We start from the raw sequence: 21,315 nt of genomic DNA, 5'->3' as shown, positions 1-21,315 counted from the left end.
GTAAGCGCGAGATTCTACCTCATTTCACGATCTTGAGGCGAGGTCTGCTGCCGCCTTTCGAGCCATCCCCGTCGGTTTTCGGCGGTTCGTCGGCGCCTTCGGACGGTTCTTCGTTCGCACCTTGATCGGCAACCGGCGCCAGCACGACAGGCGACTCGTCGCGCCGCACCTCATCGGCCTGCTCGGCATCGTCCTCGAACGCGCCCGAATCCGCGCCCTCGCCCGCCACCGCATCGACCTGGAACGCCATCCCCTGGCCGTTCTCGCGCGCGTAGATCGCGAGCACGTTGGCCACCGGAATCTCGATCTTGTGCGCCTTCCCGGAGAACCGGGCGGTGAACTCGATCCACTCGTTACCCATCTGCAGCTGGCTCGTCGCCTCGAAGCTGATGTTGAGCACGATCTCGCCGTCACGCACGAACTGACGCGGCACGCGCGTCGAGTTGTCGACCCTCACCGCGATATGCGGCGTGTAACCGTTATCGGTGCACCACTCGTACAGCGCGCGCAGCAGATAAGGCTTCGTTGAAATCTCTTGCATCACAATCCTCGAACCCGGAGCGGGCACGCGGCACGCCGCGCCGCCCGCTCCGTCTTGCCCTCATTGCATCATCAACGACGCATGACCTTTTCGGACGGCGTCAGTGCTTCGATATAGGCCGGACGGCTGAAGATCCGCTCGGCATACTTCATCAGCGGCGCGGCGTTCTTCGACAGTTCGATGCCGTAGTGATCCAGACGCCACAGCAGCGGCGCGATCGCGACGTCGAGCATCGAGAACTCCTCGCCGAGCATGTACTTGTTCTTCACGAAGATCGGCGCGAGTTGCGTCAGGCGATCGCGGATCGCGAGGCGTGCCTTCTCGTGGTTCTTCTCCGCTGCCTTGCCCTTCTCGTTCTCGAGCGTGCTGACGTGAACGAACAGCTCCTTCTCGAAGTTGAGCAGGAACAGGCGTGCACGGGCGCGCTGCACCGGGTCGGCCGGCATCAGTTGCGGGTGCGGGAAGCGCTCGTCGATGTATTCGTTGATGATGTTCGATTCGTACAGGATCAGGTCGCGTTCGACCAGAATCGGCACCTGACCGTACGGGTTCATCACCGAGATGTCTTCCGGCTTGTTGAACAGGTCGACGTCACGGATCTCGAAATCCATCCCCTTCTCGAACAGCACCAGCCGGCAACGCTGGGAGAACGGGCAAGTTGTGCCGGAATACAGAACCATCATATTTGCGTTTCCTCAAAAAAGCCGAGGGCCGGCACGCGGCGCAACCCCTTTCACGGGTTCCGCCTTGCGCCGGCCCCACGCCGGTCAGGCGTGTTTACTTGATATCTTTCCAGTACGCGGCATTGAGCCGCCAGGCCAGGAAAGTCAGGACACCGAGAAAGACCAGCACCCACACGCCGAGGCGTTTGCGGGTCTGCTGGGCCGGCTCGGACATCCATGTCATATAGGCCACCAGGTCGGCCACCGCAGCATCATAGTCCGGCGGCGACAACGTCCCCGGCGTGACCTGCTGGAAGCCGACGAGCGTGTGGACCTTCTCGCCCGTCTCCTCGTCCGTCTTGTCTTCGAATTTGGCAGTGCGCTGCCCCTGCAGTTGCCACAATACATGGGGCATGCCGACGTTCTCGAACACCGCGTTGTTCCAGCCGCTCGGCCGCGTATCGTCGCGGTAGAAACTCCGCAGATACGTGTACAGCCAGTCGCGACCGCGCGCCCGCTCCTCGACCGACAGGTCGGGCGGCGTCGTGCCGAGCCAGTTCTTCGCGTCTTCGGGCCGCATCGCGACGGACATCGTGTTCCCGACCTTGTCGGTCGTGAACAGGAGATTCGTTTCGATCTCCTTCTGGGATATGCCCAGATCCGTCAGACGGTTGTAGCGCATCAGGTTCGCGCTGTGGCAGTTCAGGCAATAGTTTACAAACAATTGCGCGCCGTGCTGAAGCGAAACGAGATTTTCCGTGTTATCGGGCGCCCGGTCGAGCGGAAAATTACCCTCCGCGTGCACGGCCGGCGCCGCCAGCAGCGCGACGGCCGTCGCCCCGATCAGCGCGAGCGTCGAAAGCAGTTTCTTCATGTCGTTCTCTCCTCGCTCTCGTTAATGGGGCTTGAAGCGCACCCGCTCCGGCGGCTGCTTGAACGTGCCAAGCGGCGTCCAGACGGGCATGCCGAGGAAGAACGCGAAGTAGATCAGCGCACAACCCTGCGCGATCAGCGTCGAGACCGGCGATGGCGGCCGCGTGCCGAGGAACGCGAGGATCAGGAACGCCGCGACGAAGATCCCGAGGAACACCTTGTGGAACAGCGGCCGGTAGCGGATCGACTTCACCGGGCTGCGGTCGAGCCACGGCAGGAAGAACAGCGTGATCACCGCCGAGCCCATCACGACGACGCCCCAGAACTTCGATTCCGTCAGGAACATGAATACGACGATCGCCGCGGCCAGCACCGGCAGCCCGACCTTCCACTTGCCGCGCGCACGGATCAGCGCGAGCACGCCGAGCAGCGCGATCACGATCATCAGCACGATCTTGAACGGGTCGGTGGTCGCGCGCAGCATCGCGTAGAACGCGGTGAAGTACCACACCGGCGCGATTTCCGGCGGCGTCTGCAGCGGATTCGCCGGGACGAAGTTGTTCGACTCGAGGAAGTAGCCGCCCATCTCCGGCGAGAAGAACACGATCAGCGCGAACACCATCAGGAACACGCAGACGCCGAAGAAATCGTGCACCGAGTAGTACGGGTGGAACGGGATGCCGTCGAGCGGAATGCCGTCCGCGTCCTTCTTCGCCTTGATCTCGATGCCGTCCGGGTTGTTCGACCCCACTTCGTGGAGCGCGACGAGGTGCGCGATCACGAGGCCGACCAGCACGAGCGGAATCGCGATCACGTGGAACGCGAAGAAGCGGTTCAGCGTGACGTCGGACACCACGTAGTCGCCGCGGATCCACAACGACAGGTCCGGACCGACGAACGGAATCGCCGAGAACAGGTTCACGATCACCTGCGCGCCCCAGAACGACATCTGGCCCCACGGCAGCAGGTAGCCGAAGAACGCCTCGGCCATCAGGCACAGGAAGATCGCGCAGCCGAAGATCCACACGAGTTCGCGCGGCTTGCGGTACGACCCGTACATCAGCCCGCGGAACATGTGCAGGTACACGACGACGAAGAACATCGACGCACCGGTCGAGTGCATGTAGCGGATCAGCCAGCCCCACGGCACCTCGCGCATGATGTACTCGACCGATGCGAACGCGAGCGTCGAGTCGGGCTTGTAGTTCATCGTCAGGAAGATGCCCGTGACGATCTGGTTGACGAGCACCAGCAGCGCGAGTGAGCCGAAGAAGTACCAGAAGTTGAAGTTCTTCGGCGCGTAGTACTCGGAAACGTGCTTCTTCCAGGTGGACGTGAGCGGGAAGCGCTGGTCGACCCAGCCGGTGAGACCTGTCGTGGAGACTTCCTTGTTGTCGGCCATCACGCTTCTCCTTTCTCGTCCTTGCCGATCACGAGGGTCGTCGCCGACGTGAACATGTAGGGCGGGATGTCGAGATTCTGGGGCGCCGGCTTGTTCTTGAACACGCGGCCGGCGAGGTCGTAGGTCGAACCGTGGCACGGGCACAGGAAGCCGCCCGGCCAGTCGTCCGGCAGGTTCGGCTGCGGACCCGGCGTGAAGCGTTGGCTAGGCGTGCAGCCGAGGTGCGTACACACGGCCATCACGACGAGAATGTTCTTGCGATCGGCCCGCGAGCGATATTCGTTCGCGCAATACGCGGGCAACGGCATCGAATACGGGGATTTCGAGGTCGGATCGGCCACTTCCTTGTCGGCCTTGACGACGTCGGCCAGCATCGAATCGGTGCGATTCAGGATCCAGACGGGTTTGCCGCGCCACGGCACCGTGACCATCTCGCCGGGCTTCAGGCCGCTGATGTCGACCTCGACCGGGGCTCCGGCCGCTTTCGCTTTCGCGGACGGCGCAAGCGACGCCGCGAAAGGTATGACGGTGGCTACGCCTCCCACGCCACCTGCTACGGATGTCGCAATCAGCCAGGTACGGCGGCCGCTGTCGACGCGTTTCTCTTCCTTGTCTCGCATCACACGCCCCACTTCTGAGTTGGATTTTCCGTCACGACTTTTCATTCCGCCGCTAGTTTGCGCGAATGGAGTCGCCATTTACAAGGCCCGGAGACGAAAATCCCTTCGAAGTAATTGATAGTTAAGGGTTTTCCCCCACTATCGGAGCGATTAAATCATTTCGCTTTTAAGCATGCGCTACATTGCGAAATTTCGATGCACCGCCGCAAATCCGGCGTTCAGACGGGATTATGAATATCGATAAAAAGGTGTTCGAGATCGAATTCTTCGGACAAGCGGGCGCCGAGCGCCTGGATTCCGTAGCGCTCGGTCGCGTGGTGCCCTGCCGCAACGAACGCGACGCCGCTTTCGGCCGACGCGTGCGTGACGGATTCCGACACCTCGCCGGTCAGGAACACGTCGGCGCCCGCGTCGATCGCCGCGTCGAAATAGCTTTGCGCGGCGCCCGTACACCATGCGATGCGGCGCAACTGCATCTCCGGATCGCCGAGCACGAGCGGCGTGCGGCCGAGCGTGCGCTCGACCTTCGCGACGAAGTGCTCGAGCGAGACGGGCATCGGCAGCGTGGCCATCCAGCCGAGGTCGCCATCGCCGAAACGCTGCTCGCCGAGCAGCCCGAGCTTCTCGCCGAGCTGCGCGTTGTTGCCGAACTCGGGGTGCGCGTCGAGCGGCAGGTGGAATGCGAACAGGTTCAGATCGTTCGCGAGCAGCAGCTTCAGCCGCTGGTACTTGCGGCCGGTGATCTGCGGCGCCTCGTTGCGCCAGAAATAGCCGTGATGGACGAGCACCGCATCCGCGCCCCATTCGAGCGCGGCTTCGAGGAACGCGACCGACGCCGTCACGCCGGTGGCGATCTTCTCGATCTTGCGGCGCCCCTCGACCTGGAGGCCGTTCGGGCAATAGTCCTTGAAGCGCGCGATTTCAAGGGTATTGTTCAAGTACAATTCAAGTTCGATCCGATCCATATAAACCTCTAATCCTTTCAGATGCTTAGACGCTTCTGGCTGTTCTTCGCGCAGGCGGTGACCGTACTGCTCGCGCTGATGTTCATCGTCGTGACGCTCAAGCCGCAATGGCTGCAACGGCAAGGACAGCTCGGCAAGCAGCTCGCCACGCCGATCGTCGCGCTGCGCGAAGTCGCACCGGGCATCGGCGGCGCCCCCGCGACCACGTCGTACGCCGAGGCCGCGCAAAAGGCGATGCCCGCCGTCGTCAACGTCTTCTCCAGCAAGGACGGCTCGCTGCCGCCCGATCCGCGCGCGAAGGATCCGCTGTTCCGCTACTTCTTCGGCGACCGCAATGCGCGCAAGCAGCACGACGAACCGGCCGCCAACCTGGGCTCGGGCGTTATCGTGAGCCCTGAAGGTTACATTCTAACGAACCAGCACGTCGTGGACGGCGCCGACCAGATCGAAGTCGCGCTCGCCGACGGCCGCACGGGCACCGCGAAGGTGATCGGCAGCGACCCGGAAACCGACCTCGCCGTGCTGAAGATCAACATGACGAACCTGCCGACGATCACGCTCGGCCGTTCCGACCAGTCGCGGGTCGGCGACGTCGTGCTCGCGATCGGCAACCCGTTCGGCGTAGGCCAGACGGTCACGATGGGGATCATCAGCGCGCTCGGCCGCAATCACCTCGGCATCAACACGTTCGAGAACTTCATCCAGACCGACGCGCCGATCAACCCGGGCAACTCGGGCGGCGCGCTGGTCGACGTCAACGGCAACCTGCTCGGCATCAACACGGCGATCTACTCGCGCTCGGGCGGCTCGCTCGGCATCGGCTTCGCGATTCCCGTGTCGACCGCGCGCACCGTGCTCGAAAGCATCATCACGACGGGCTCGGTCACGCGCGGCTGGATCGGCGTCGAGCCGCAGGACGTCACGCCGGAAATCGCCGAATCGTTCGGGCTCCAGCAGAAGTCGGGCGCGATCGTCGCGGGCGTGCTGCAGGGCGGGCCGGCCGACAAGGCCGGCATCAAGCCGGGCGACATCCTCGTGAGCGTGAACGGCGACGACATCACCGACACGACGAAGCTGCTGAACACCGTCGCGCAGATCAAGCCGGGCACGCCGACCAAGGTGCATGTCGTGCGCAAGGGCAAGGAGTTCGACGTGAAGGTCGTGATCGGCAAGCGCCCGCCGCCGCCGAAGCAGGCGCTCGACGAACAGGACAGCGACAGCGAATGACCTCCGGCGGGCGGCGTACCGGCGCCGCTTGCCGGCCAAGGACGGAAACAAAAAAGGGCAGCCTGATCGGCTGCCCTGTTGCTTTGGTCCGGCGGCGTTGCTCCGGCATGCCTTCTTCACGGTGAAGAAGCTGCGGGCGCCCTCGCGATCTGCGCCATCTGGTCGGCGCGCCCGGCTTCAACGCTGTCGAGGGGCCGTATCGACGACCGCGATCATGCCGGCCGCCGCGCACCGGTCCCGCATCAACTTGCGGCGCCGTTCTCCGCCTCGGGTTCTTCCGTCGGCTTCGGCACGAAGAATCGCGCGGCCAGCAGCCCGATCTCGAACAGCACGACGAGCGGCAACGCGAGCATCAGCTGCGAGAACACGTCCGGCGGCGTGACGACCGCCGCGACGACGAACGCGCCGACGATCACGTACGGCCGCATCTCCTTCAGCTTCTTCAACGTCAGCACGCCCATCCGGACGAGCAGCACGACGACGATCGGCACCTCGAACGTGACGCCGAACGCGATGAACATCCCGAGCACGAAGCTCAGGTAGTTATCGATATCGGTCGACATCTCCGCGCCGAGCGGCGCGTTGTAGTGCGCCATCACGCGGAAGATCGTCGGGAACACGAGGAAGTACGCGAACGCCATCCCGCACAGGAACAGGACATAGCTGCTGCCGACGAGCGGCGCGACGAGCTTCTTCTCGTGCTGGTACAGCCCCGGCGCGACGAACGCCCAGATCTGGTACAGCACGATCGGCAGCGCGATCACGAGCGCGACGAGCATCGTGACCTTCATCGGCACGAAGAACGAGCCGGTGACGTCGGTCACGATCATCCTGCCGCCCTTCGGCAGGTTTTCCATCAGCGGCCGCGCGAGCAGCCGGAAGATGTCGGGCGCCCAGTACACGAGCCCGAGGAACACGACGATCACGGCCAGCCCCGCGCGAATGATGCGGTCGCGAAGCTCGACGAGATGGGAAATGAAGGTTTCTTCCGGGGCGTCGCCCGGGTTCTGCTGGGGGTCGCTCACACCGGCCCTCGGTAGGATTGACGAGCGAGCATGCGCTCGGCTCAGAAGAAGCGCGTCGGCCGGCGCAGGCTGGCCGGCTGGTGGCGCGCGACACGCGCGGCGCCCGACTGCACGTGCGTGCGGCGGGTCGTCGCGCGCTTGTACCAGACAGGCGTCGCCGCCTGTTTCACACGCCAGTTGCGACGCTTCGGCGCGAGCGCGGCCGTGCTGCCGTGCCACGACGGCGCCGCGGGCGTGTCGGAGCCGTACGTACCGGCATCGACCGAGCCTTCGTTAAGGCCGCCGACCGCGGAGTTCCACGTGTCGTTCAGTTCCTTCTCGTGCTCGCGCAGGTTGTCGTGAATCGTCGTCTCGACATTGCGCGCGGCCGTCTCGAAATCGGTCTTCATCGTCCGCAACGCGTCGAGTTCGATTTCGCGCGAGACCTCGGCCTTCACGTCGTTGATGTACCGCTGCGCGCGGCCGAACAGTGCGCCGGCCGTACGCGCGACGCGCGGCAGACGCTCGGGGCCGAGCACCACGAGCGCGACGACGCCGATCAGCGCCATCTTCGAAAGACCGAGATCCAGCATCGCGAATGCCTGTCAGCGTGCCGGCGTTACGCCTTGTTCGAGTCAGAACGCGTCGTTTCCTTCGCGTTGACGTCGACCGAGCCGTTGCGCGGCAGCTGCTGCGCGTCCGCCGGCGTCTCGCCGTCCTTCATGCCGTCCTTGAAACCCTTCACGGCGCTGCCGAGGTCGTTGCCGATGTTGCGCAACTTCTTCGTACCGAAAACCAGCGCGACGATCAGCAGCACGATCAGCCAGTGCCAAATGCTCAATCCACCCATGATGAAACCTCTCCTCAACCACGCCGCGTCGCGGCGCAAATCGCCGGCGGCACGCCGGCTTCGACTATCGATGCGGGGAAACGCCCCGCGACGTCAACCCATCCGCAGCCACGGGCGCGGGCCGGCCAGAATGTGCGCGTGCAGGTGGTAAACCTCCTGCCCGCCGCCGGGGCCCGTGTTGATCACCGTGCGAAAACCGGTTTCGCCACCCGTGTACGCGACGCCGAGCTGGTCGGCCAGACGCGCGACCAGCAGCATCAGCCGGCCGAGCATCGGCGCGTCGGCCTCGCTCGCCGCCGACAGCGTCGGCACGTGCCGGCGCGGAATCACGAGCACATGCGTCTCGGCCGCGGGGCGGATGTCGCGGAACGCGACGAATTCGTCGTCCTCGTGCACCTTCGTGCTCGGGATCTCGCCCGCCGCGATCTTGCAGAACAGGCAATTCGGATCGTGACTCATGTTGCTCCTGCGAAACGCCCGCGCGCCGGTCAGAACCAGGCCTGCGAATCGAGCGTCTTGTTGTCGTTCAGGTACAGCCAACCTTTGATGATACGGTACAGCGTCCAAATCCACGTGACAAACATGATGACGAATCCCACGCCCACGAACATCAGCGCGAAGCCGATCACGTAAGCGATCAGCGCGCGCCAGAACGTGCGGATCTGCCACTCGAAATGGTCGGCGTACGGCGTGCCGGCCACGTCGCCGCGCTTCACGTAGTTGATGATGATCGCGATGAGGCCGGTGACGCCGCCCGTCAGCCAATGAATCGCGTAGAGGCCGTACAGCACGTGCGTCAACGTGCGCAAACCGTTCAGCCGCTCGGCGTCCGCTGCATCCGGCACCGACGGCGTCGGAAGCTGGCTCGGCGTATCGGTCATGATGCTACCCCCGTTGGATGACAATTCTTACAGCTTACCGCACTGTCGCCGGCGCGGCAGGCCGCGAGCCGTCAACCGCCGTTTTCCTCGCGCTCGCGGCGCTTGCGCAGCGCCTTTTCCTCGATGCCCGACAACCCTTCGCGGCGCTCGAGTTCGGCGATCACGTCGGCCGGGCTCAGGTCGAAATGCGACAGCATCACGAGGCAGTGGAACCACAAATCGGCCACCTCGCCGACCAGCGCCGTCGGCGCGCCGCCCTGGCGCACGTCCTTCGCGGCCAGCACGACTTCGGTCGCCTCTTCGCCGATCTTCTTCAGCACCGCGTCGTCGCCCTTGTGGAACAGGCGCGATACGTACGATTGTTCGGGGTCGCCGCCCTTGCGGCTATCGATCACGGCCGCGAGGCGCAGCAGCGTGTCTTCGGTCGATTGCGTCATTTGTAGATGTGTTCGGGGTCTTTCAGCACCGGATCGACCGCGACCCAGTCGCCGCTGTCCACCGTACCTTCGAATTTCTGGAAGAAGCACGAATGCCGGCCGGTGTGGCAGGCGATGCCCGACACCTGCTCGACCTTCAGCAGCACGACGTCCTCGTCGCAATCGAGCCGCACCTCGTGCACGTGCTGCACGTGGCCCGACTCCTCGCCCTTGAACCACAGGCGCTTGCGCGAGCGCGAATAGTAGACCGCGCGCTGCGTCTCGATCGTCTTCGCCAGTGCCTCGCGGTTCATCCACGCGAACATCAGCACGTCGTTCGTCGACGCTTCCTGCGCGATCACCGGCACGAGGCCGTTGTCGTCCCAGCGGACCTTGTCGAGCCACGCGGGCAAGGATTTCGTTTGCGTATTCATCACAGCCTCACCGCGATGCCCTGCTCGGCCATGAAGCGCTTCGCCTCGCCGACCGTGTGCTCGCCGTAGTGGAAGATGCTGGCGGCCAGCACCGCGTCCGCGCGGCCGTCCTTGATGCCATCCGCGAGATCCTGCAGGCAGCCGACACCGCCCGATGCGATCACCGGCACCGGCACCGCGTCCGACACGCCGCGCGTGAGCGCGAGGTCGAAGCCCGACTTCGTGCCGTCGCGGTCCATGCTCGTGAGCAGGATCTCGCCCGCGCCGAGTTCGGCCATCTTGCGCGCCCATTCGATCGCATCCAGGCCAGTGCCCTTGCGGCCGCCGTGCGTGAAGACTTCCCAGCGCGGCGCCTCGCCGTCGGCCGACACGCGCTTCGCGTCGATCGCGACGACGATGCACTGCGAGCCGTACTTGTCGGCCGCGTCGCGCACGAGCTGCGGGTTCGCGACCGCCGACGAATTCATGCTGACCTTGTCCGCGCCGGCGTTCAACAGGCGCCGCACGTCCTCGACGGCGCGCACGCCGCCGCCGACGGTCAGCGGAATGAACACCTGCGACGCAACGGCTTCGATGATCGGCAGGATCAGGTCGCGCTGGTCGGAGGTCGCGGTGATGTCGAGGAACGTCAGTTCGTCGGCGCCCTGGTCGTCGTAGCGGCGGGCGATTTCGACGGGGTCGCCGGCATCGCGCAGCTCGACGAAGTTGACGCCCTTGACGACACGCCCGGCAGTCACGTCCAGGCAGGGGATGATGCGTTTAGCTAGAGCCATGATGTACGCCATAGGCCGCGGTGGAACGGCCGGTTGCGGAAGCCTCGCGCGAGGCTTCCGGTCGGGGCCGCCTGCGGGCAGCCCCGGCGAACGGGACACCGCGGTTACGCGTTGTCGAGTTCGCCGTTCAGTTCGTCCGCGCGCTTTTGCGCGGCCGCGAAATCGAGATCGCCGGAGTAGATCGCACGGCCGCAGATCACGCCTTCGACGCCGTGCTCTTCCACTTCGCACAGGTTCTCGATGTCCGTGAGATTCGACAGGCCGCCGCTGGCGATCACCGGAATGCCGACCGCCTGCGCGAGCTTCACGGTCGCCTCGATGTTGATGCCCTGCAGCATCCCGTCGCGGCCGATGTCCGTGTAGACGATCGACTCGACGCCGTAGTCCTCGAACTTCTGCGCGAGATCGATCACCTCGTGGCCCGTCAGCTTGCTCCAGCCGTCGGTCGCGACCTTGCCGTCCTTCGCGTCCAGGCCGACGATGATGTTGCCCGCGAACGCGGTGCACGCGTCCTGCAGGAAGCCCGGATCCTTCACGGCCGCGGTGCCGATGATCACGTAGGACAGGCCCGCGTCGAGATACTTCTCGATCGTCTCGAGGCTGCGGATGCCGCCGCCGAGCTGAACGGGGATTTCGTCGCCGACTTCGTCGAGGATCGCTTCGATCGCCTCGAGATTCTTCGGCTTGCCGGCGAATGCGCCGTTCAGGTCGACCAGATGCAGCCGCCGGGCGCCGAGATCGACCCACTTGCGGGCCATCGCCGCCGGGTCCTCGGAGAAAATCGTGGCCTGGTCCATATCGCCCTGTTTGAGGCGCACACACTGACCGTCTTTGAGATCGATGGCCGGAATCAGCAACATAGCAATCGGGTGTCGTCGTGGAAAATGAAAAGAATCCGGCGCGCACCGGCCAAACCGGTGCCGCGCCGTCTCGCTAGTTTAGTACAACTCTTTCGGTGCTTAAGCGTGCGAGCCCCGCACGACAGGCGTTTGAGCCCTGTCAACTGTGGCTCGCGCACCACGTTCACGGCTTCCAGTGTACGAAGTTGCGATACAGACGCAACCCGACTTCCGCGCTTTTCTCGGGGTGGAATTGGGTCGCGAAGAGATTGTCCCGCGCGACCGCTGACGTAAACGGCGCGCCGTAGGCCGTTTCGCCGACCGTGTGCGCCGGGTTGTCCGGGCTCACGTAATAGCTGTGAACGAAGTAGAAATACGCGTCGTCGGGCACGCCGTCCCACAGCGGGTGCGGCTGCGACTGGCGCACGCGGTTCCAGCCCATCTGCGGCACCTTGAAGCGCGAGCCGTCGTCCTGCAGCCGGCCGTCGAGCTCGAAGCGCACGACCTTGCCGGGCAGCAGCCCCAGGCCCTTCGTGTCGCCTTCCGCGCTCCAGTCGAACAGCATCTGCTCGCCGACGCACACGCCGAGCAGCGGCTTCGTGCGCGACGCCTCGATCACCGCTTCCTGCAGCCCCGATTCGCCGAGGCAGCGCATGCAGTCGGGCATCGCGCCCTGGCCGGGCAGCACGACGCGGTCGGCCGCGCGAATCGCGGCCGGCGTGTCGACGATCGCCACGTCGGCGGCCGGTTCGGCCTTCTTGAGCGCCTGCGCGACCGAGCGCAGGTTGCCCATCCCATAATCCACAATCGCAATCGAAGTTTTCATCTCAGTGCAGGCAGTAGCGCCCTCAGTCCATTGACGATGAATTCCACCGCCAGCGCCGACAGCATCAAACCCATCAGCCGCGTGGCGATGTTGATGCCGGTGCGGCCGATCCAGTTCGCGATCGGCTCGGCAAGCCGCATCGCGAAGAAACACAGCAGAGCCAGCGCCGCGCCGATCGCGACGAGCCCGGCTCGCTCATACCAGTGATGCGAGTTCGCCGCATAGATGATCACCGTGCTGATCGAGCCGGGGCCCGTGAGCAGCGGAATCGCCAGCGGCACGACCGCGATGTTGTCCTTCTGCTCGGCTTCATGGCGCTCCTCCGGCGTCGAGCGGGTGTTGCCGGCCTGAGCGTTCAGCATGCTGATCGCCATCAGCAGCATGATGATCCCGCCGCCCACTTCGAGCGAGCCGACCGATATGCCGAAGAAGTCGATGATCTGCTGCCCGAGCAGCGTCGTCACCGTCATCACGCAGAACACCGACACCGACGCGATCCGGATCGTGCGGCGCCGCTCGTCGTCCGTCTGCTGCGCCGTCAGGCTCAGGAAGAACGGCACCGCGCCGACCGGATTGATCAGCGCGAGCAGGGAAATGAACGATTTGAGCAGATCCATCGCAAGCCGGCGCGCCGCGCCGAAGCCGTGAGGTTGTCCGTGGCGTCCTGTCCGTTCGAAAGTTAGAGGCTGCCCTTCGTCGACGGAATCTGCCCCGCCGCGCGCTCGTCGAGCTCCACCGCCGCACGCAGCGCCCGGCCGAAGGCCTTGAACACCGTTTCGAGCTGGTGGTGCGCGTTGATCCCGCGCAGGTTGTCGATGTGCAGCGTGACGCCCGCGTGGTTCACGAACCCGCGGAAGAATTCGATCGACAGGTCGACGTCGAACGTGCCGATCCGCGCGCGCGTGAACGGCACGTGGAATTCGAGACCCGGCCGGCCCGAGAAGTCGATCACGACGCGCGACAGCGCCTCGTCGAGCGGCACGTACGAATGGCCGTAGCGGCGGATGCCCTTCTTGTCGCCGATCGCCTTCGCGACGGCCTGACCGAGCGTGATGCCGACGTCCTCGACCGTATGGTGGTCGTCGATATGCGTATCGCCATGCGCTTCGACCTCGAGATCGATCAGACCATGTCGCGCGATCTGATCGAGCATATGGTCGAGAAACGGCACGCCGGTGGCCAGCTTCTGCCGGCCCGTACCGTCGAGATCGAGCTTCACACGGATCTGCGTTTCGCTGGTATTGCGAACGACTTCCGCCACACGCATGGCAATTCCTTGATTGAGTCTGATGTAAATGGGGATTGATCGTCGCGCGCCGCCGCGCCCTGGGGTCAACCGGGCAGCGCGAGTTTCAAGGCAGCCAGCAGGCGCGCGTTTTCGTCGGGAGAACCGACGGTCAGCCGCACGCATTCGGCCAGCAACGGATGCATTTTACTCACGTTTTTGACCAGCACCCGCTCGGTGAGCAACGCATCGAACACGGCCGCCGCGTCCGGCACGCGCACCAGCAGGAAATTGCCGGCGCTCGGAAACACCGTCGCGCCCGGCAGCGCGGCCACGGCCTGCGCGAGGCGCGTGCGTTCCGCACGCAGTTCGGCCGCCTGCGCGTCGAGCACGTCGAGGTGGTCGAGCAGGAAATCGGCGGTCGCCTGGGTCAGCACGTTGATGTTGTACGGCGGGCGCACCTTGTCGAACTCGGTCAGCCACGTCGGCAGCCCGGCGAGATAGCCGAGGCGGATTCCCGCGAGGCCGAGCTTCGAGACCGTGCGCATCACGACGACGTTGTCGAACTCGGCGGCACGCGGCAGCCACGAGCGCTCCGCGAACGGCTGGTACGCCTCGTCGATCACGATCAGGCTGTGCCGCGCGGCCGCGATGATCCGCTCGACGTCGGCTTCGTCGTACAGCGTGCCGGTCGGGTTGTTCGGGTACGCGAGATAGACGATCGCGGGCCGGTGCTCGGCGATCGCCGCGATCATCGCGTCGGCGTCGAGCGTCAGATCGGCCTTGAGCGGCACGCCGACGAATTCGAGCTGCGCGAACTTCGCGGACAGTTCGTACATCACGAAGCCCGGCACCGGCGCGAGCACCTTCGCGCCCGGCTTCGCGCAGGCCACCGACATCATGCTGATGATTTCGTCCGAACCGTTGCCGAGCAGCACGTCGCACGCGGCCGGCACGCCCATCGCACGGCGCAGCTTGTCGAGCAGCGCGCCCGGGCGCGGCGCCGGGTAGCGGTTCAGCGCGACCTGCGCGAGGCGCTCGCCGAGCGCCGCCGCGAGCGGCGCCGGCAGCGAATACGGGTTCTCCATCGCATCCAGCTTCACGAACCCGCTCGCGTCGGGCACCGGGTAGCTCGTCATTGCGAGCACGTCGCGGCGGATGATGTCTTGTGGCGTCGTCATGGTCTCAAGCCGGCGTGCGTCGCGCCGGCGTCAAATTGGTCGGCAAGGCGGCGGCTGCCGCCCTGCGCTTGGTCTCCTCGTCGTCCGGAGTCGATGCGTCGGCATCGGCTCCGGCGCGCGGGTCACCCCTTCATCCGGAGTTCGGCGCTGCGCGCGTGCGCCTGCAGCCCTTCGCCGTATGCGAGTTCGGAAGCAATCTCGCCCAGCGTCTGCGCACCTTCGGCGCTGACTTCGATCAGGCTCGAGCGCTTGATGAAGTCGTACACGCCGAGCGGCGACGAGAAGCGCGCGGTGCGCGAGGTCGGCAGCACGTGGTTTGGGCCGGCGCAGTAGTCGCCGAGGCTTTCGCTCGTGTAGCGGCCGAGGAAGATCGCGCCGGCGTGGCGGATCTGCTGGCCCCATTGCTGCGGCTCCAGCGCGGAAATCTCGAGGTGCTCGGGCGCGATGTCGTTCGCGATCCGGCACGCTTCGGCCATGTCGCGCACCTTGATCAGCGCGCCGCGGCCTTCGAGCGACGCGCGGATCACGTCCTGGCGCGGCATCGTCGGCAGCAGCTCGTCGATCGCCTTCTCGACGCGCTCGAGGAACGCGGCGTCCGGGCACAGCAGGATCGACTGCGCGAGTTCGTCGTGTTCGGCCTGCGAGAACAGGTCCATCGCGACCCAGCTCGGATCGGTCGTGCCGTCGCACAGCACGAGGATTTCCGATGGTCCTGCGATCATGTCGATGCCGACCGTGCCGAACACGCGGCGCTTGGCCGACGCGACGTACGCATTGCCCGGCCCGCAGATCTTGTCGACCGCCGGCACCGTGGCCGTGCCGTACGCGAGCGCGCCGACCGCCTGCGCGCCACCGATCGTGAACACGCGATCGACGCCGCCGAGCAGCGCCGCGGCGAGCACGAGGTCGTTCTTCACGCCGTCCGGGGTCGGCACGACCATCACGATCTCGCCGACGCCCGCGACCCGCGCGGGAATCGCGTTCATCAGCACCGACGACGGATAGGCGGCCTTGCCGCCCGGCACGTACAGGCCGACGCGGTCGAGCGGCGTGACCTTCTGGCCGAGCACCGTGCCGTCGCTTTCCGTGTACTGCCAGCTATGGGTGCCGCACTCGATCTTCTGTTTCTCGTGATACGCCCGCACGCGTGCGGCGGCGGCTTCCAGCGCCGCGCGCGCCTTCGGCGCGAGGCCGTCGAGCGCCGTCTGCAGCGCGTCCTGCGGCAATTCGAGCGCGGCGACGCTGCTGGCGTCCAGCCGGTCGAAGCGGTTCGTGTACTCGAGCACCGCGGCGTCGCCGCGCGACTTCACGTCGGCGAGAATCTGCGCGACCGACTGCTCGATCGCTTCGTCCTCGCTCGCCTCGAACGCGAGCACCGCACGCAGCGCGGCGTCGAAGCCGTCGCTGGTCGAATCGAGTTTGCGGATGGTGATGGCCATGGAAGTTCCGTTACGGTGATGCGCTCAATTGCCATTCTGCGACGCGCGTTCGAACGCGTCGAGAATCGGCTTGAGCGCCGCGCGCTTCAACTTCAGCGCAGCCTGGTTCACGACGAGGCGCGACGAGATCGCCATGATCTCCTCGACCTCGACCAGATTGTTCGCCTTCAGCGTGCCGCCCGAGCTGACGAGGTCGACGATCGCGTCGGCCAGCCCGACGAGCGGCGCCAGCTCCATCGAGCCGTACAGCTTGATCAGGTCGACGTGCACGCCCTTCGCGGCGAAGTGTTCGCGTGCCGTTTCGACGTACTTGGTCGCGACCCGCAGGCGCGCGCCCTGGCGCACCGCGTTCGCGTAGTCGAAACCGGCCGGCACGGCCACCGACATCCGGCAGCGTGCAATGTTCAGATCGATCGGCTGGTAGAGGCCCGAGCCGCCGTGCTCGACCAGCACGTCCTTGCCGGCCACGCCGAAGTCGGCCGCGCCGTATTCGACATAGGTCGGCACGTCGCTCGCGCGCACGATGATCACGCGCAGGTTCGGATCGGTCGTCGGCAGGATCAGCTTGCGCGACGTTTCCGGATCCTCGGCCACCTGCACGCCGGCGGCCGCCAGCAGCGGCAGGGTTTCCTCGAAAATCCGGCCCTTCGACAGGGCGAGGGTCAGCGGCGCGGTCATGCTTGGCTCCCGGAGAGGCGGCGCACGTTCGCGCCGACGGCGGTCAGTTTGGTTTCCATGCGGTCGTAGCCGCGGTCCAGGTGATAGATGCGGTCGACGAGCGTTTCGCCTTCGGCGCGCAGCCCGGCGATCACGAGGCTCGCCGACGCGCGCAGGTCGGTCGCCATCACGTTCGCGCCGGACAGCTTGTCGACGCCCGTCACGAGCGCCGTGTTGCCGTCGATCGTGATGTTCGCGCCGAGCCGGTTCAGCTCCTGCACGTGCATGAAGCGGTTCTCGAAGATGGTCTCGACGACCTGCGCGGTGCCCGTCGCGACCGAATTGAGGGCCATGAACTGCGCCTGCATGTCGGTCGGGAACGCCGGGTATTCCGACGTGCGGATCGTCACCGCCTGCGGGCGGCGGTCCATCTTCACGCGCAACCAGCTGTCGCCTTCCTCGATCGACACGCCGGCCTCGCGCAGCTTGTCGATCACCGCGTCGAGGATGTGCGGGCGCACGCCCGTCAGCATCACGTCGCCGCCCGCCGCCGCGACCGCGCACAGGAACGTGCCGGCCTCGATGCGGTCGGGAATCACCGAATGGCGTGCGCCGTGCAGCCGCTCGACGCCCTGGATCACGAGGCGGTCGGTGCCGATGCCGTCGATTTTCGCGCCCATCGCGACCAGCAAGTGTGCGAGATCGCTCACTTCCGGCTCGCGTGCCGCGTTCTCGATCACCGTCTCGCCGTCGGCCAGCGTCGCGGCCATCAGCAGGTTTTCCGTCCCCGTCACCGTGATCATGTCGGTCACGATGCGCGCTCCCTTCAGGCGCTTCGCGCGTGCCTCGATGAAGCCGTGCTCGATGCTGATCTCGGCGCCCATCGCCTGCAGGCCCTTGATGTGCTGGTCGACCGGCCGCGCGCCGATCGCGCAGCCGCCCGGCAGCGACACCTTGGCCTCGCCGAAGCGCGCGAGCAGCGGCCCGAGCACGAGGATCGACGCGCGCATCGTCTTGACGAGCTCGTACGGCGCGACGAGGTTGTCGACGCGCGATGCGTCGAGCTGCACGCGGCAGCCGTCCGTTTCGCTCTTCACGCCCATCTGGTTCAGCACCTTCAGCGTGGTGCGCACGTCCTTCAGGTTCGGCACGTTGTCGAGTTCGACCGGCTCGGCGCTGAGCAGCCCCGCGCACAGGATCGGCAGTGCGGCGTTCTTCGCGCCCGACACGACGATCTCGCCCGACAACCGGCGACCGCCTTCGATCACCAGCTTGTCCATCCCATGTCCCTGCGATTCCCCGTTGGCGGCCGGGTGTGCCGTGGCGACGCTCTGGACGGCGTCGCGCTCGTTGACGGTGACTTGCACTCAGTGGTTCCGGTTTATGCGTTCTGCCATTCGGCGGGCGTCAGCGTCTTCATGCTGAGCGCGTGAATTTCCTGCTTCATGCGATCGCCGAGCGCCGCATAGACGAGCTGGTGCCGCTGGATCGGCCGCTTGCCTTCGAAGGCCGCCGACACGATCGTCGCGAAGAAATGCTGGCCGTCGCCTTCGACTTCCAGATGAGTGCAGGCGAGACCGCCGGCGATGTATTGCTTGACCTGTTCGGGAGTCGGCAACATGAGGGGCTCCTGTCGGCACGCGCCGCCCGTGGCGGCCGCTGCCGTCGATATCAATGACGCAGTTTGTAGCCGGTCGCGAGCAGCCGCATCGCGAACATCGCGAGCAGCACGAAGAAACCGGTGACGATCGCGAGGCTCGCGAGCGGGTTGATGTCGGACGCGCCGAAGAACCCGAAACGGAAGCCGTCGATCATGTAGAAAAACGGGTTGAGACGCGAGATCTCGCGCCACACGGGCGGCAGCGAGTGCGTCGAATAGAACACGCCGGACAGGAACGTCAGCGGCATGATCAGGAAGTTCTGGAACGCGGCGAGCTGGTCGAACTTCTCGGCCCAGATCCCGGCGATCAGCCCGAGCGTGCCGAGGATCGCCGAGCCGAGCAGCGCGAACGCGATGATGAACAGCGGCGCCGCGAAATGCATCGGGATAAACCAGATCGTCACGACGAACACGCCCGCGCCGACCGAGAGCCCGCGCACGACGGACGCGAGCACGTACGCGCCGAAGATGTCCTTGTAGGACAGCGGCGGCAGCAGCACGAACACGAGGTTGCCGGTGATCTTCGACTGGATCAGCGACGACGAGCTGTTCGCGAATGCGTTCTGCAGCACGCTCATCATCACGAGGCCGGGGACCAGGAAGCTCACGTACTCGACGCCCGGATACACCTCGACGCGGCCCGACAGCGCGTGGCCGAAGATCGTCAGGTACAGCAGCGCCGTCACGATCGGTGCGCACACCGTCTGGAACGACACCTTCCAGAAACGCAGGAGTTCCTTGTAGAACAGCGTTTGAAAACCGCTCATGCCAATCCCTCGACGACTTCTGCTCCGTTCATCACCTGGACGAACACATCCTCGAGGTCGGCCTTGCGGACCTCGATCTCGTCGAACGTGCAGCCCGCCGCGCGACACTGCGCGAGAATCCGTTCGACATCGTCGTAGCTCGCGAGACGCAGCAGATGCTCGCCCGGCGCGCGTGCGGCCGGATCGGTCTCCAGCCCGCGCAGCTCGGCGGGCAGCGCGCCCGTTGCCAGTCGCAGGTACAGCTGTAACCCCGCGAAGCGCCGCAGCAGCGCGTCGGTGCGGTCGAGCGCGACGACCTCCCCGCGGCGCAGCATCGCGATGCGGTCGCACAGCGACTCGGCTTCCTCGAGGTAATGCGTGGTCAGGACGATCGTGTGGCCTTCGCGGTTCAGCCGCGAGATGAATTTCCACAGCGTCTGGCGCAGCTCGACGTCGACGCCGGCCGTCGGCTCGTCGAGCACGATCACGGGCGGCCGGTGCACGAGCGCCTGTGCGACCAGCACGCGGCGCTTCATGCCGCCCGACAGCGCGCGCATGTTCGCGTCGGCCTTCTCGGTGAGGTCGAGATTGGCCATCACTTCGTCGATCCAGTCGTCGTTGCGGCGCAGCCCGAAATAGCCGGACTGGATCCGCAGCGTCTCGCGGACGGTGAAGAACGGGTCGAACACGAGTTCCTGCGGCACGACGCCGAGCGCGCGGCGCGCACCGCGGAAGTCCTTGACGACGTCGTGGCCGCGCACCGAGATACTGCCTTCATCGGCCCGGGCGAGCCCGGCGAGGATACTGATGAGCGTGGTCTTGCCTGCGCCGTTCGGGCCGAGCAGACCGAAAAACTCGCCCTCCTCGACCGACAGGCTGACGCCCTTGAGCGCCTGAAGCGATTTGTAGCGCTTCTTGACGTGACGGATTTCTATGGCTGACATGACTGTGCGCGGCGCAGGGGCCGCGACGCCTATTCTGTGCGTGCTGCGAAAGAAAATGGGGGCCGGACGCCGATTGGCTGCCCCGCAAAACGCTTGATTATAGGGCAAACCGGCTGGTGGAGCCGGCGCCTGAGGCGCGCGGCCTGAAGTGTGCGCGCGCCGGCTGGCGCGGCAGGCTTCGGTCGGACAGGGTCAATGTCGCCCGGTGCCGTCGATGAGCGCGTCGACGCCGTAGGCGCGCGCGAGGCTGGCGAGCTTCGAGGGGAGATTGAGGATGTCGAGGGTCGCACCGCGCGCTTTGGCGGCACGTTGCCATGCGAGCAGCACGGCGAGCGCGGACGAGTCGAACTGCGTCAGCGCCGCGCAATCGACCGCGGTTTCGCCCGCGTCGATGCGCGCGAGACCGTCCGCGAGCGCGGACTTCGCACTCGCGACGGTCAGCGAGGAGCCGGCCGCGAAGCCGCTCACGACGCCTGCTTGCCGGCGGCAAGTTCCTGGTTGCGCTGCGTCAGGAACTTGATCAGGCCGTCCACGCCGCTTTGCTGGATCTTCTCGTTGAACTGCTGCTGGTACGTCTGGATCAGCCATGCGCCCAGCACGTTCAGGTCATACACCTTCCAGCCGTTGGCCGTCTTGTACAGGCGGTAGTCGATCTGGACCGGCTGGCCGTTGTTCATCGCGACCGTCTTCACGACGACGTCGGTGTCGGCCGGATCGGCACGGAACGGCGGGTACTGGATCTGCTGGTCCGGCTTCAGCTGCGCAAGCGCGCCCGAATACGTGCGGATCAGCAGCAGCTTGAACTGCTCCTGAACCTGTTGCTGCTGCTCGGCCGACGCCGTGCGCCAGTTGCGGCCCATCGCGAGCTGCGTGGTGCGGCGGAAATCGGTGTACGGCAGGATGTCCTTGTTGACGATCGTAATGATGCGGTTGGTGTCGCCCTGCTTGATCGTCTGCTGCTTGACCTCGTCGAGCACCTGCTGCGTCGCCGTCTTGATCAGCGCCTGCGGGTTCGACTGGTCGACTTGCGCGTGAGCTGCGCTGCCGAACGAGAACAGCGCCGCGAAAACGGGAATCAGGAACAGTTTTTTCATCATGGAGACCTGCATGAAGAGTCGATGCGAAGGTTGGAGCCGGTAGATTACGCGAA

General features: G+C 65.6%; 28 protein-coding genes. 1 reads left to right on the top strand and 27 read right to left on the bottom strand.

The genetic code is table 11. From position 1 onward, the window contains the following. Positions 1 to 19: 19 nt before the first annotated feature. The 6 genes from DIE16_RS29265 to DIE16_RS29240 form a co-directional block, all read right to left on the bottom strand. The gene (locus tag DIE16_RS29265; RefSeq protein WP_044845942.1) at positions 20 to 541 is read right to left on the bottom strand and encodes a ClpXP protease specificity-enhancing factor; all 522 of its coding nucleotides are present in this window, start codon (positions 539 to 541) and stop codon (positions 20 to 22) included. A 71-nt stretch (positions 542 to 612) separates the two neighbouring features. Continuing rightward, the gene (locus DIE16_RS29260) at positions 613 to 1,224 is read right to left on the bottom strand and encodes a glutathione S-transferase N-terminal domain-containing protein (RefSeq protein ID WP_006400565.1); all 612 of its coding nucleotides are present in this window, start codon (positions 1,222 to 1,224) and stop codon (positions 613 to 615) included. A gap of 94 nt (positions 1,225 to 1,318) precedes the next feature. Next, positions 1,319 to 2,077 carry a cytochrome c1 gene (locus tag DIE16_RS29255; protein WP_124487863.1) on the bottom strand — a complete coding sequence of 253 codons (759 nt, stop codon included), beginning with the start codon at positions 2,075 to 2,077 and terminating at the stop codon, positions 1,319 to 1,321. Between the two features lie 21 nt (positions 2,078 to 2,098). Then, entirely contained in the window at positions 2,099 to 3,481 is a 1,383-nt protein-coding gene (locus DIE16_RS29250) for a cytochrome bc complex cytochrome b subunit (RefSeq protein WP_124487862.1), read from the bottom strand. Continuing rightward, entirely contained in the window at positions 3,478 to 4,098 is a 621-nt protein-coding gene (petA, locus tag DIE16_RS29245; RefSeq protein WP_124487917.1) for a ubiquinol-cytochrome c reductase iron-sulfur subunit, read from the bottom strand. Before petA ends, DIE16_RS29250 begins: the two co-directional genes overlap by 4 nt. A 218-nt stretch (positions 4,099 to 4,316) precedes the next feature. Continuing rightward, positions 4,317 to 5,063: a Nif3-like dinuclear metal center hexameric protein gene (locus DIE16_RS29240; protein ID WP_124487861.1), complete on the bottom strand. Its 747-nt coding sequence runs from the start codon at positions 5,061 to 5,063 to the stop codon at positions 4,317 to 4,319. Positions 5,064 to 5,084: 21 nt separating this feature from the next. On the opposite strand from DIE16_RS29240, the gene DIE16_RS29235 reads away from it, so the two are divergent. After that, positions 5,085 to 6,290 carry a Do family serine endopeptidase gene (locus DIE16_RS29235; protein WP_044845947.1) on the top strand — a complete coding sequence of 402 codons (1,206 nt, stop codon included), beginning with the start codon at positions 5,085 to 5,087 and terminating at the stop codon, positions 6,288 to 6,290. A 242-nt stretch (positions 6,291 to 6,532) separates the two neighbouring features. Here DIE16_RS29235 and tatC read toward each other — a convergent pair whose 3' ends face one another. The 21 genes from tatC to DIE16_RS29130 form a co-directional block, all read right to left on the bottom strand. After that, positions 6,533 to 7,315 carry a twin-arginine translocase subunit TatC gene (gene tatC / locus DIE16_RS29230; RefSeq protein WP_044845948.1) on the bottom strand — a complete coding sequence of 261 codons (783 nt, stop codon included), beginning with the start codon at positions 7,313 to 7,315 and terminating at the stop codon, positions 6,533 to 6,535. A gap of 41 nt (positions 7,316 to 7,356) precedes the next feature. Further along, the gene (gene tatB, locus DIE16_RS29225; protein ID WP_124487860.1) at positions 7,357 to 7,887 is read right to left on the bottom strand and encodes a Sec-independent protein translocase protein TatB; all 531 of its coding nucleotides are present in this window, start codon (positions 7,885 to 7,887) and stop codon (positions 7,357 to 7,359) included. Between the two features lie 26 nt (positions 7,888 to 7,913). Next, on the bottom strand, positions 7,914 to 8,144 hold the full coding sequence (gene tatA, locus DIE16_RS29220; RefSeq protein ID WP_044845950.1) for a Sec-independent protein translocase subunit TatA: 231 nt from the start codon (positions 8,142 to 8,144) through the stop codon (positions 7,914 to 7,916). Between the two features lie 93 nt (positions 8,145 to 8,237). Beyond that, positions 8,238 to 8,603: a histidine triad nucleotide-binding protein gene (locus DIE16_RS29215; protein WP_044845951.1), complete on the bottom strand. Its 366-nt coding sequence runs from the start codon at positions 8,601 to 8,603 to the stop codon at positions 8,238 to 8,240. Between the two features lie 29 nt (positions 8,604 to 8,632). Then, positions 8,633 to 9,025: a hypothetical protein gene (locus tag DIE16_RS29210; RefSeq protein WP_124893912.1), complete on the bottom strand. Its 393-nt coding sequence runs from the start codon at positions 9,023 to 9,025 to the stop codon at positions 8,633 to 8,635. A 71-nt stretch (positions 9,026 to 9,096) separates the two neighbouring features. Next, the gene (locus DIE16_RS29205; protein ID WP_044845953.1) at positions 9,097 to 9,462 is read right to left on the bottom strand and encodes a phosphoribosyl-ATP diphosphatase; all 366 of its coding nucleotides are present in this window, start codon (positions 9,460 to 9,462) and stop codon (positions 9,097 to 9,099) included. Continuing rightward, positions 9,459 to 9,875: a phosphoribosyl-AMP cyclohydrolase gene (gene hisI, locus DIE16_RS29200; protein WP_124487858.1), complete on the bottom strand. Its 417-nt coding sequence runs from the start codon at positions 9,873 to 9,875 to the stop codon at positions 9,459 to 9,461. Before hisI ends, DIE16_RS29205 begins: the two co-directional genes overlap by 4 nt. After that, positions 9,875 to 10,648, bottom strand: a complete 774-nt coding sequence (hisF, locus tag DIE16_RS29195) for an imidazole glycerol phosphate synthase subunit HisF (RefSeq protein WP_044845999.1) — start codon at positions 10,646 to 10,648, stop codon at positions 9,875 to 9,877. The genes hisI and hisF overlap by 1 nt, the downstream gene beginning before the upstream one ends. A 104-nt stretch (positions 10,649 to 10,752) precedes the next feature. Then, entirely contained in the window at positions 10,753 to 11,508 is a 756-nt protein-coding gene (hisA, locus tag DIE16_RS29190) for a 1-(5-phosphoribosyl)-5-[(5-phosphoribosylamino)methylideneamino]imidazole-4-carboxamide isomerase (protein ID WP_034183653.1), read from the bottom strand. Positions 11,509 to 11,671: 163 nt separating this feature from the next. Then, positions 11,672 to 12,313 carry an imidazole glycerol phosphate synthase subunit HisH gene (gene hisH, locus DIE16_RS29185; protein ID WP_044845955.1) on the bottom strand — a complete coding sequence of 214 codons (642 nt, stop codon included), beginning with the start codon at positions 12,311 to 12,313 and terminating at the stop codon, positions 11,672 to 11,674. Then, entirely contained in the window at positions 12,310 to 12,930 is a 621-nt protein-coding gene (locus DIE16_RS29180) for a YchE family NAAT transporter (RefSeq protein ID WP_044845956.1), read from the bottom strand. The genes hisH and DIE16_RS29180 overlap by 4 nt, the downstream gene beginning before the upstream one ends. Positions 12,931 to 12,992: 62 nt before the next feature. Continuing rightward, on the bottom strand, positions 12,993 to 13,580 hold the full coding sequence (hisB, locus tag DIE16_RS29175) for an imidazoleglycerol-phosphate dehydratase HisB (protein ID WP_006751804.1): 588 nt from the start codon (positions 13,578 to 13,580) through the stop codon (positions 12,993 to 12,995). Between the two features lie 65 nt (positions 13,581 to 13,645). Further along, complete coding sequence (gene hisC / locus DIE16_RS29170) at positions 13,646 to 14,719, bottom strand: histidinol-phosphate transaminase (RefSeq protein WP_044845957.1); 1,074 nt, start codon at positions 14,717 to 14,719, stop codon at positions 13,646 to 13,648. 122 nt (positions 14,720 to 14,841) lie between these two features. Beyond that, entirely contained in the window at positions 14,842 to 16,158 is a 1,317-nt protein-coding gene (hisD, locus tag DIE16_RS29165) for a histidinol dehydrogenase (RefSeq protein ID WP_044845958.1), read from the bottom strand. A 24-nt stretch (positions 16,159 to 16,182) separates the two neighbouring features. Beyond that, positions 16,183 to 16,836 carry an ATP phosphoribosyltransferase gene (gene hisG / locus DIE16_RS29160; RefSeq protein ID WP_006751807.1) on the bottom strand — a complete coding sequence of 218 codons (654 nt, stop codon included), beginning with the start codon at positions 16,834 to 16,836 and terminating at the stop codon, positions 16,183 to 16,185. Continuing rightward, positions 16,833 to 18,182 carry a UDP-N-acetylglucosamine 1-carboxyvinyltransferase gene (murA, locus tag DIE16_RS29155; RefSeq protein ID WP_124487855.1) on the bottom strand — a complete coding sequence of 450 codons (1,350 nt, stop codon included), beginning with the start codon at positions 18,180 to 18,182 and terminating at the stop codon, positions 16,833 to 16,835. Before murA ends, hisG begins: the two co-directional genes overlap by 4 nt. 14 nt (positions 18,183 to 18,196) lie before the next feature. After that, entirely contained in the window at positions 18,197 to 18,436 is a 240-nt protein-coding gene (locus DIE16_RS29150; protein WP_006477131.1) for a BolA family protein, read from the bottom strand. 50 nt (positions 18,437 to 18,486) lie between these two features. Next, on the bottom strand, positions 18,487 to 19,242 hold the full coding sequence (locus DIE16_RS29145; RefSeq protein WP_044845960.1) for an ABC transporter permease: 756 nt from the start codon (positions 19,240 to 19,242) through the stop codon (positions 18,487 to 18,489). Then, on the bottom strand, positions 19,239 to 20,165 hold the full coding sequence (locus DIE16_RS29140; protein WP_044845961.1) for an ABC transporter ATP-binding protein: 927 nt from the start codon (positions 20,163 to 20,165) through the stop codon (positions 19,239 to 19,241). The genes DIE16_RS29145 and DIE16_RS29140 overlap by 4 nt, the downstream gene beginning before the upstream one ends. Positions 20,166 to 20,357: 192 nt before the next feature. Next, positions 20,358 to 20,633 carry a lipid asymmetry maintenance protein MlaB gene (locus DIE16_RS29135; protein ID WP_044845962.1) on the bottom strand — a complete coding sequence of 92 codons (276 nt, stop codon included), beginning with the start codon at positions 20,631 to 20,633 and terminating at the stop codon, positions 20,358 to 20,360. After that, positions 20,630 to 21,259 (bottom strand): phospholipid-binding protein MlaC, encoded by a 630-nt coding sequence (locus DIE16_RS29130; RefSeq protein WP_044846000.1) that lies wholly within the window; start codon positions 21,257 to 21,259, stop codon positions 20,630 to 20,632. The genes DIE16_RS29135 and DIE16_RS29130 overlap by 4 nt, the downstream gene beginning before the upstream one ends. Between the last annotated feature and the right edge of the window lie 56 nt (positions 21,260 to 21,315).

Origin of the sequence: Burkholderia sp. Bp9090 (assembly GCF_003857985.1) — a bacterium.
In the GTDB taxonomy this organism is placed as follows: domain Bacteria; phylum Pseudomonadota; class Gammaproteobacteria; order Burkholderiales; family Burkholderiaceae; genus Burkholderia.
The sequence above is the reverse complement of the archived record's forward strand: the minus strand, read 5'-3'. Positions and strand labels throughout refer to the sequence as shown.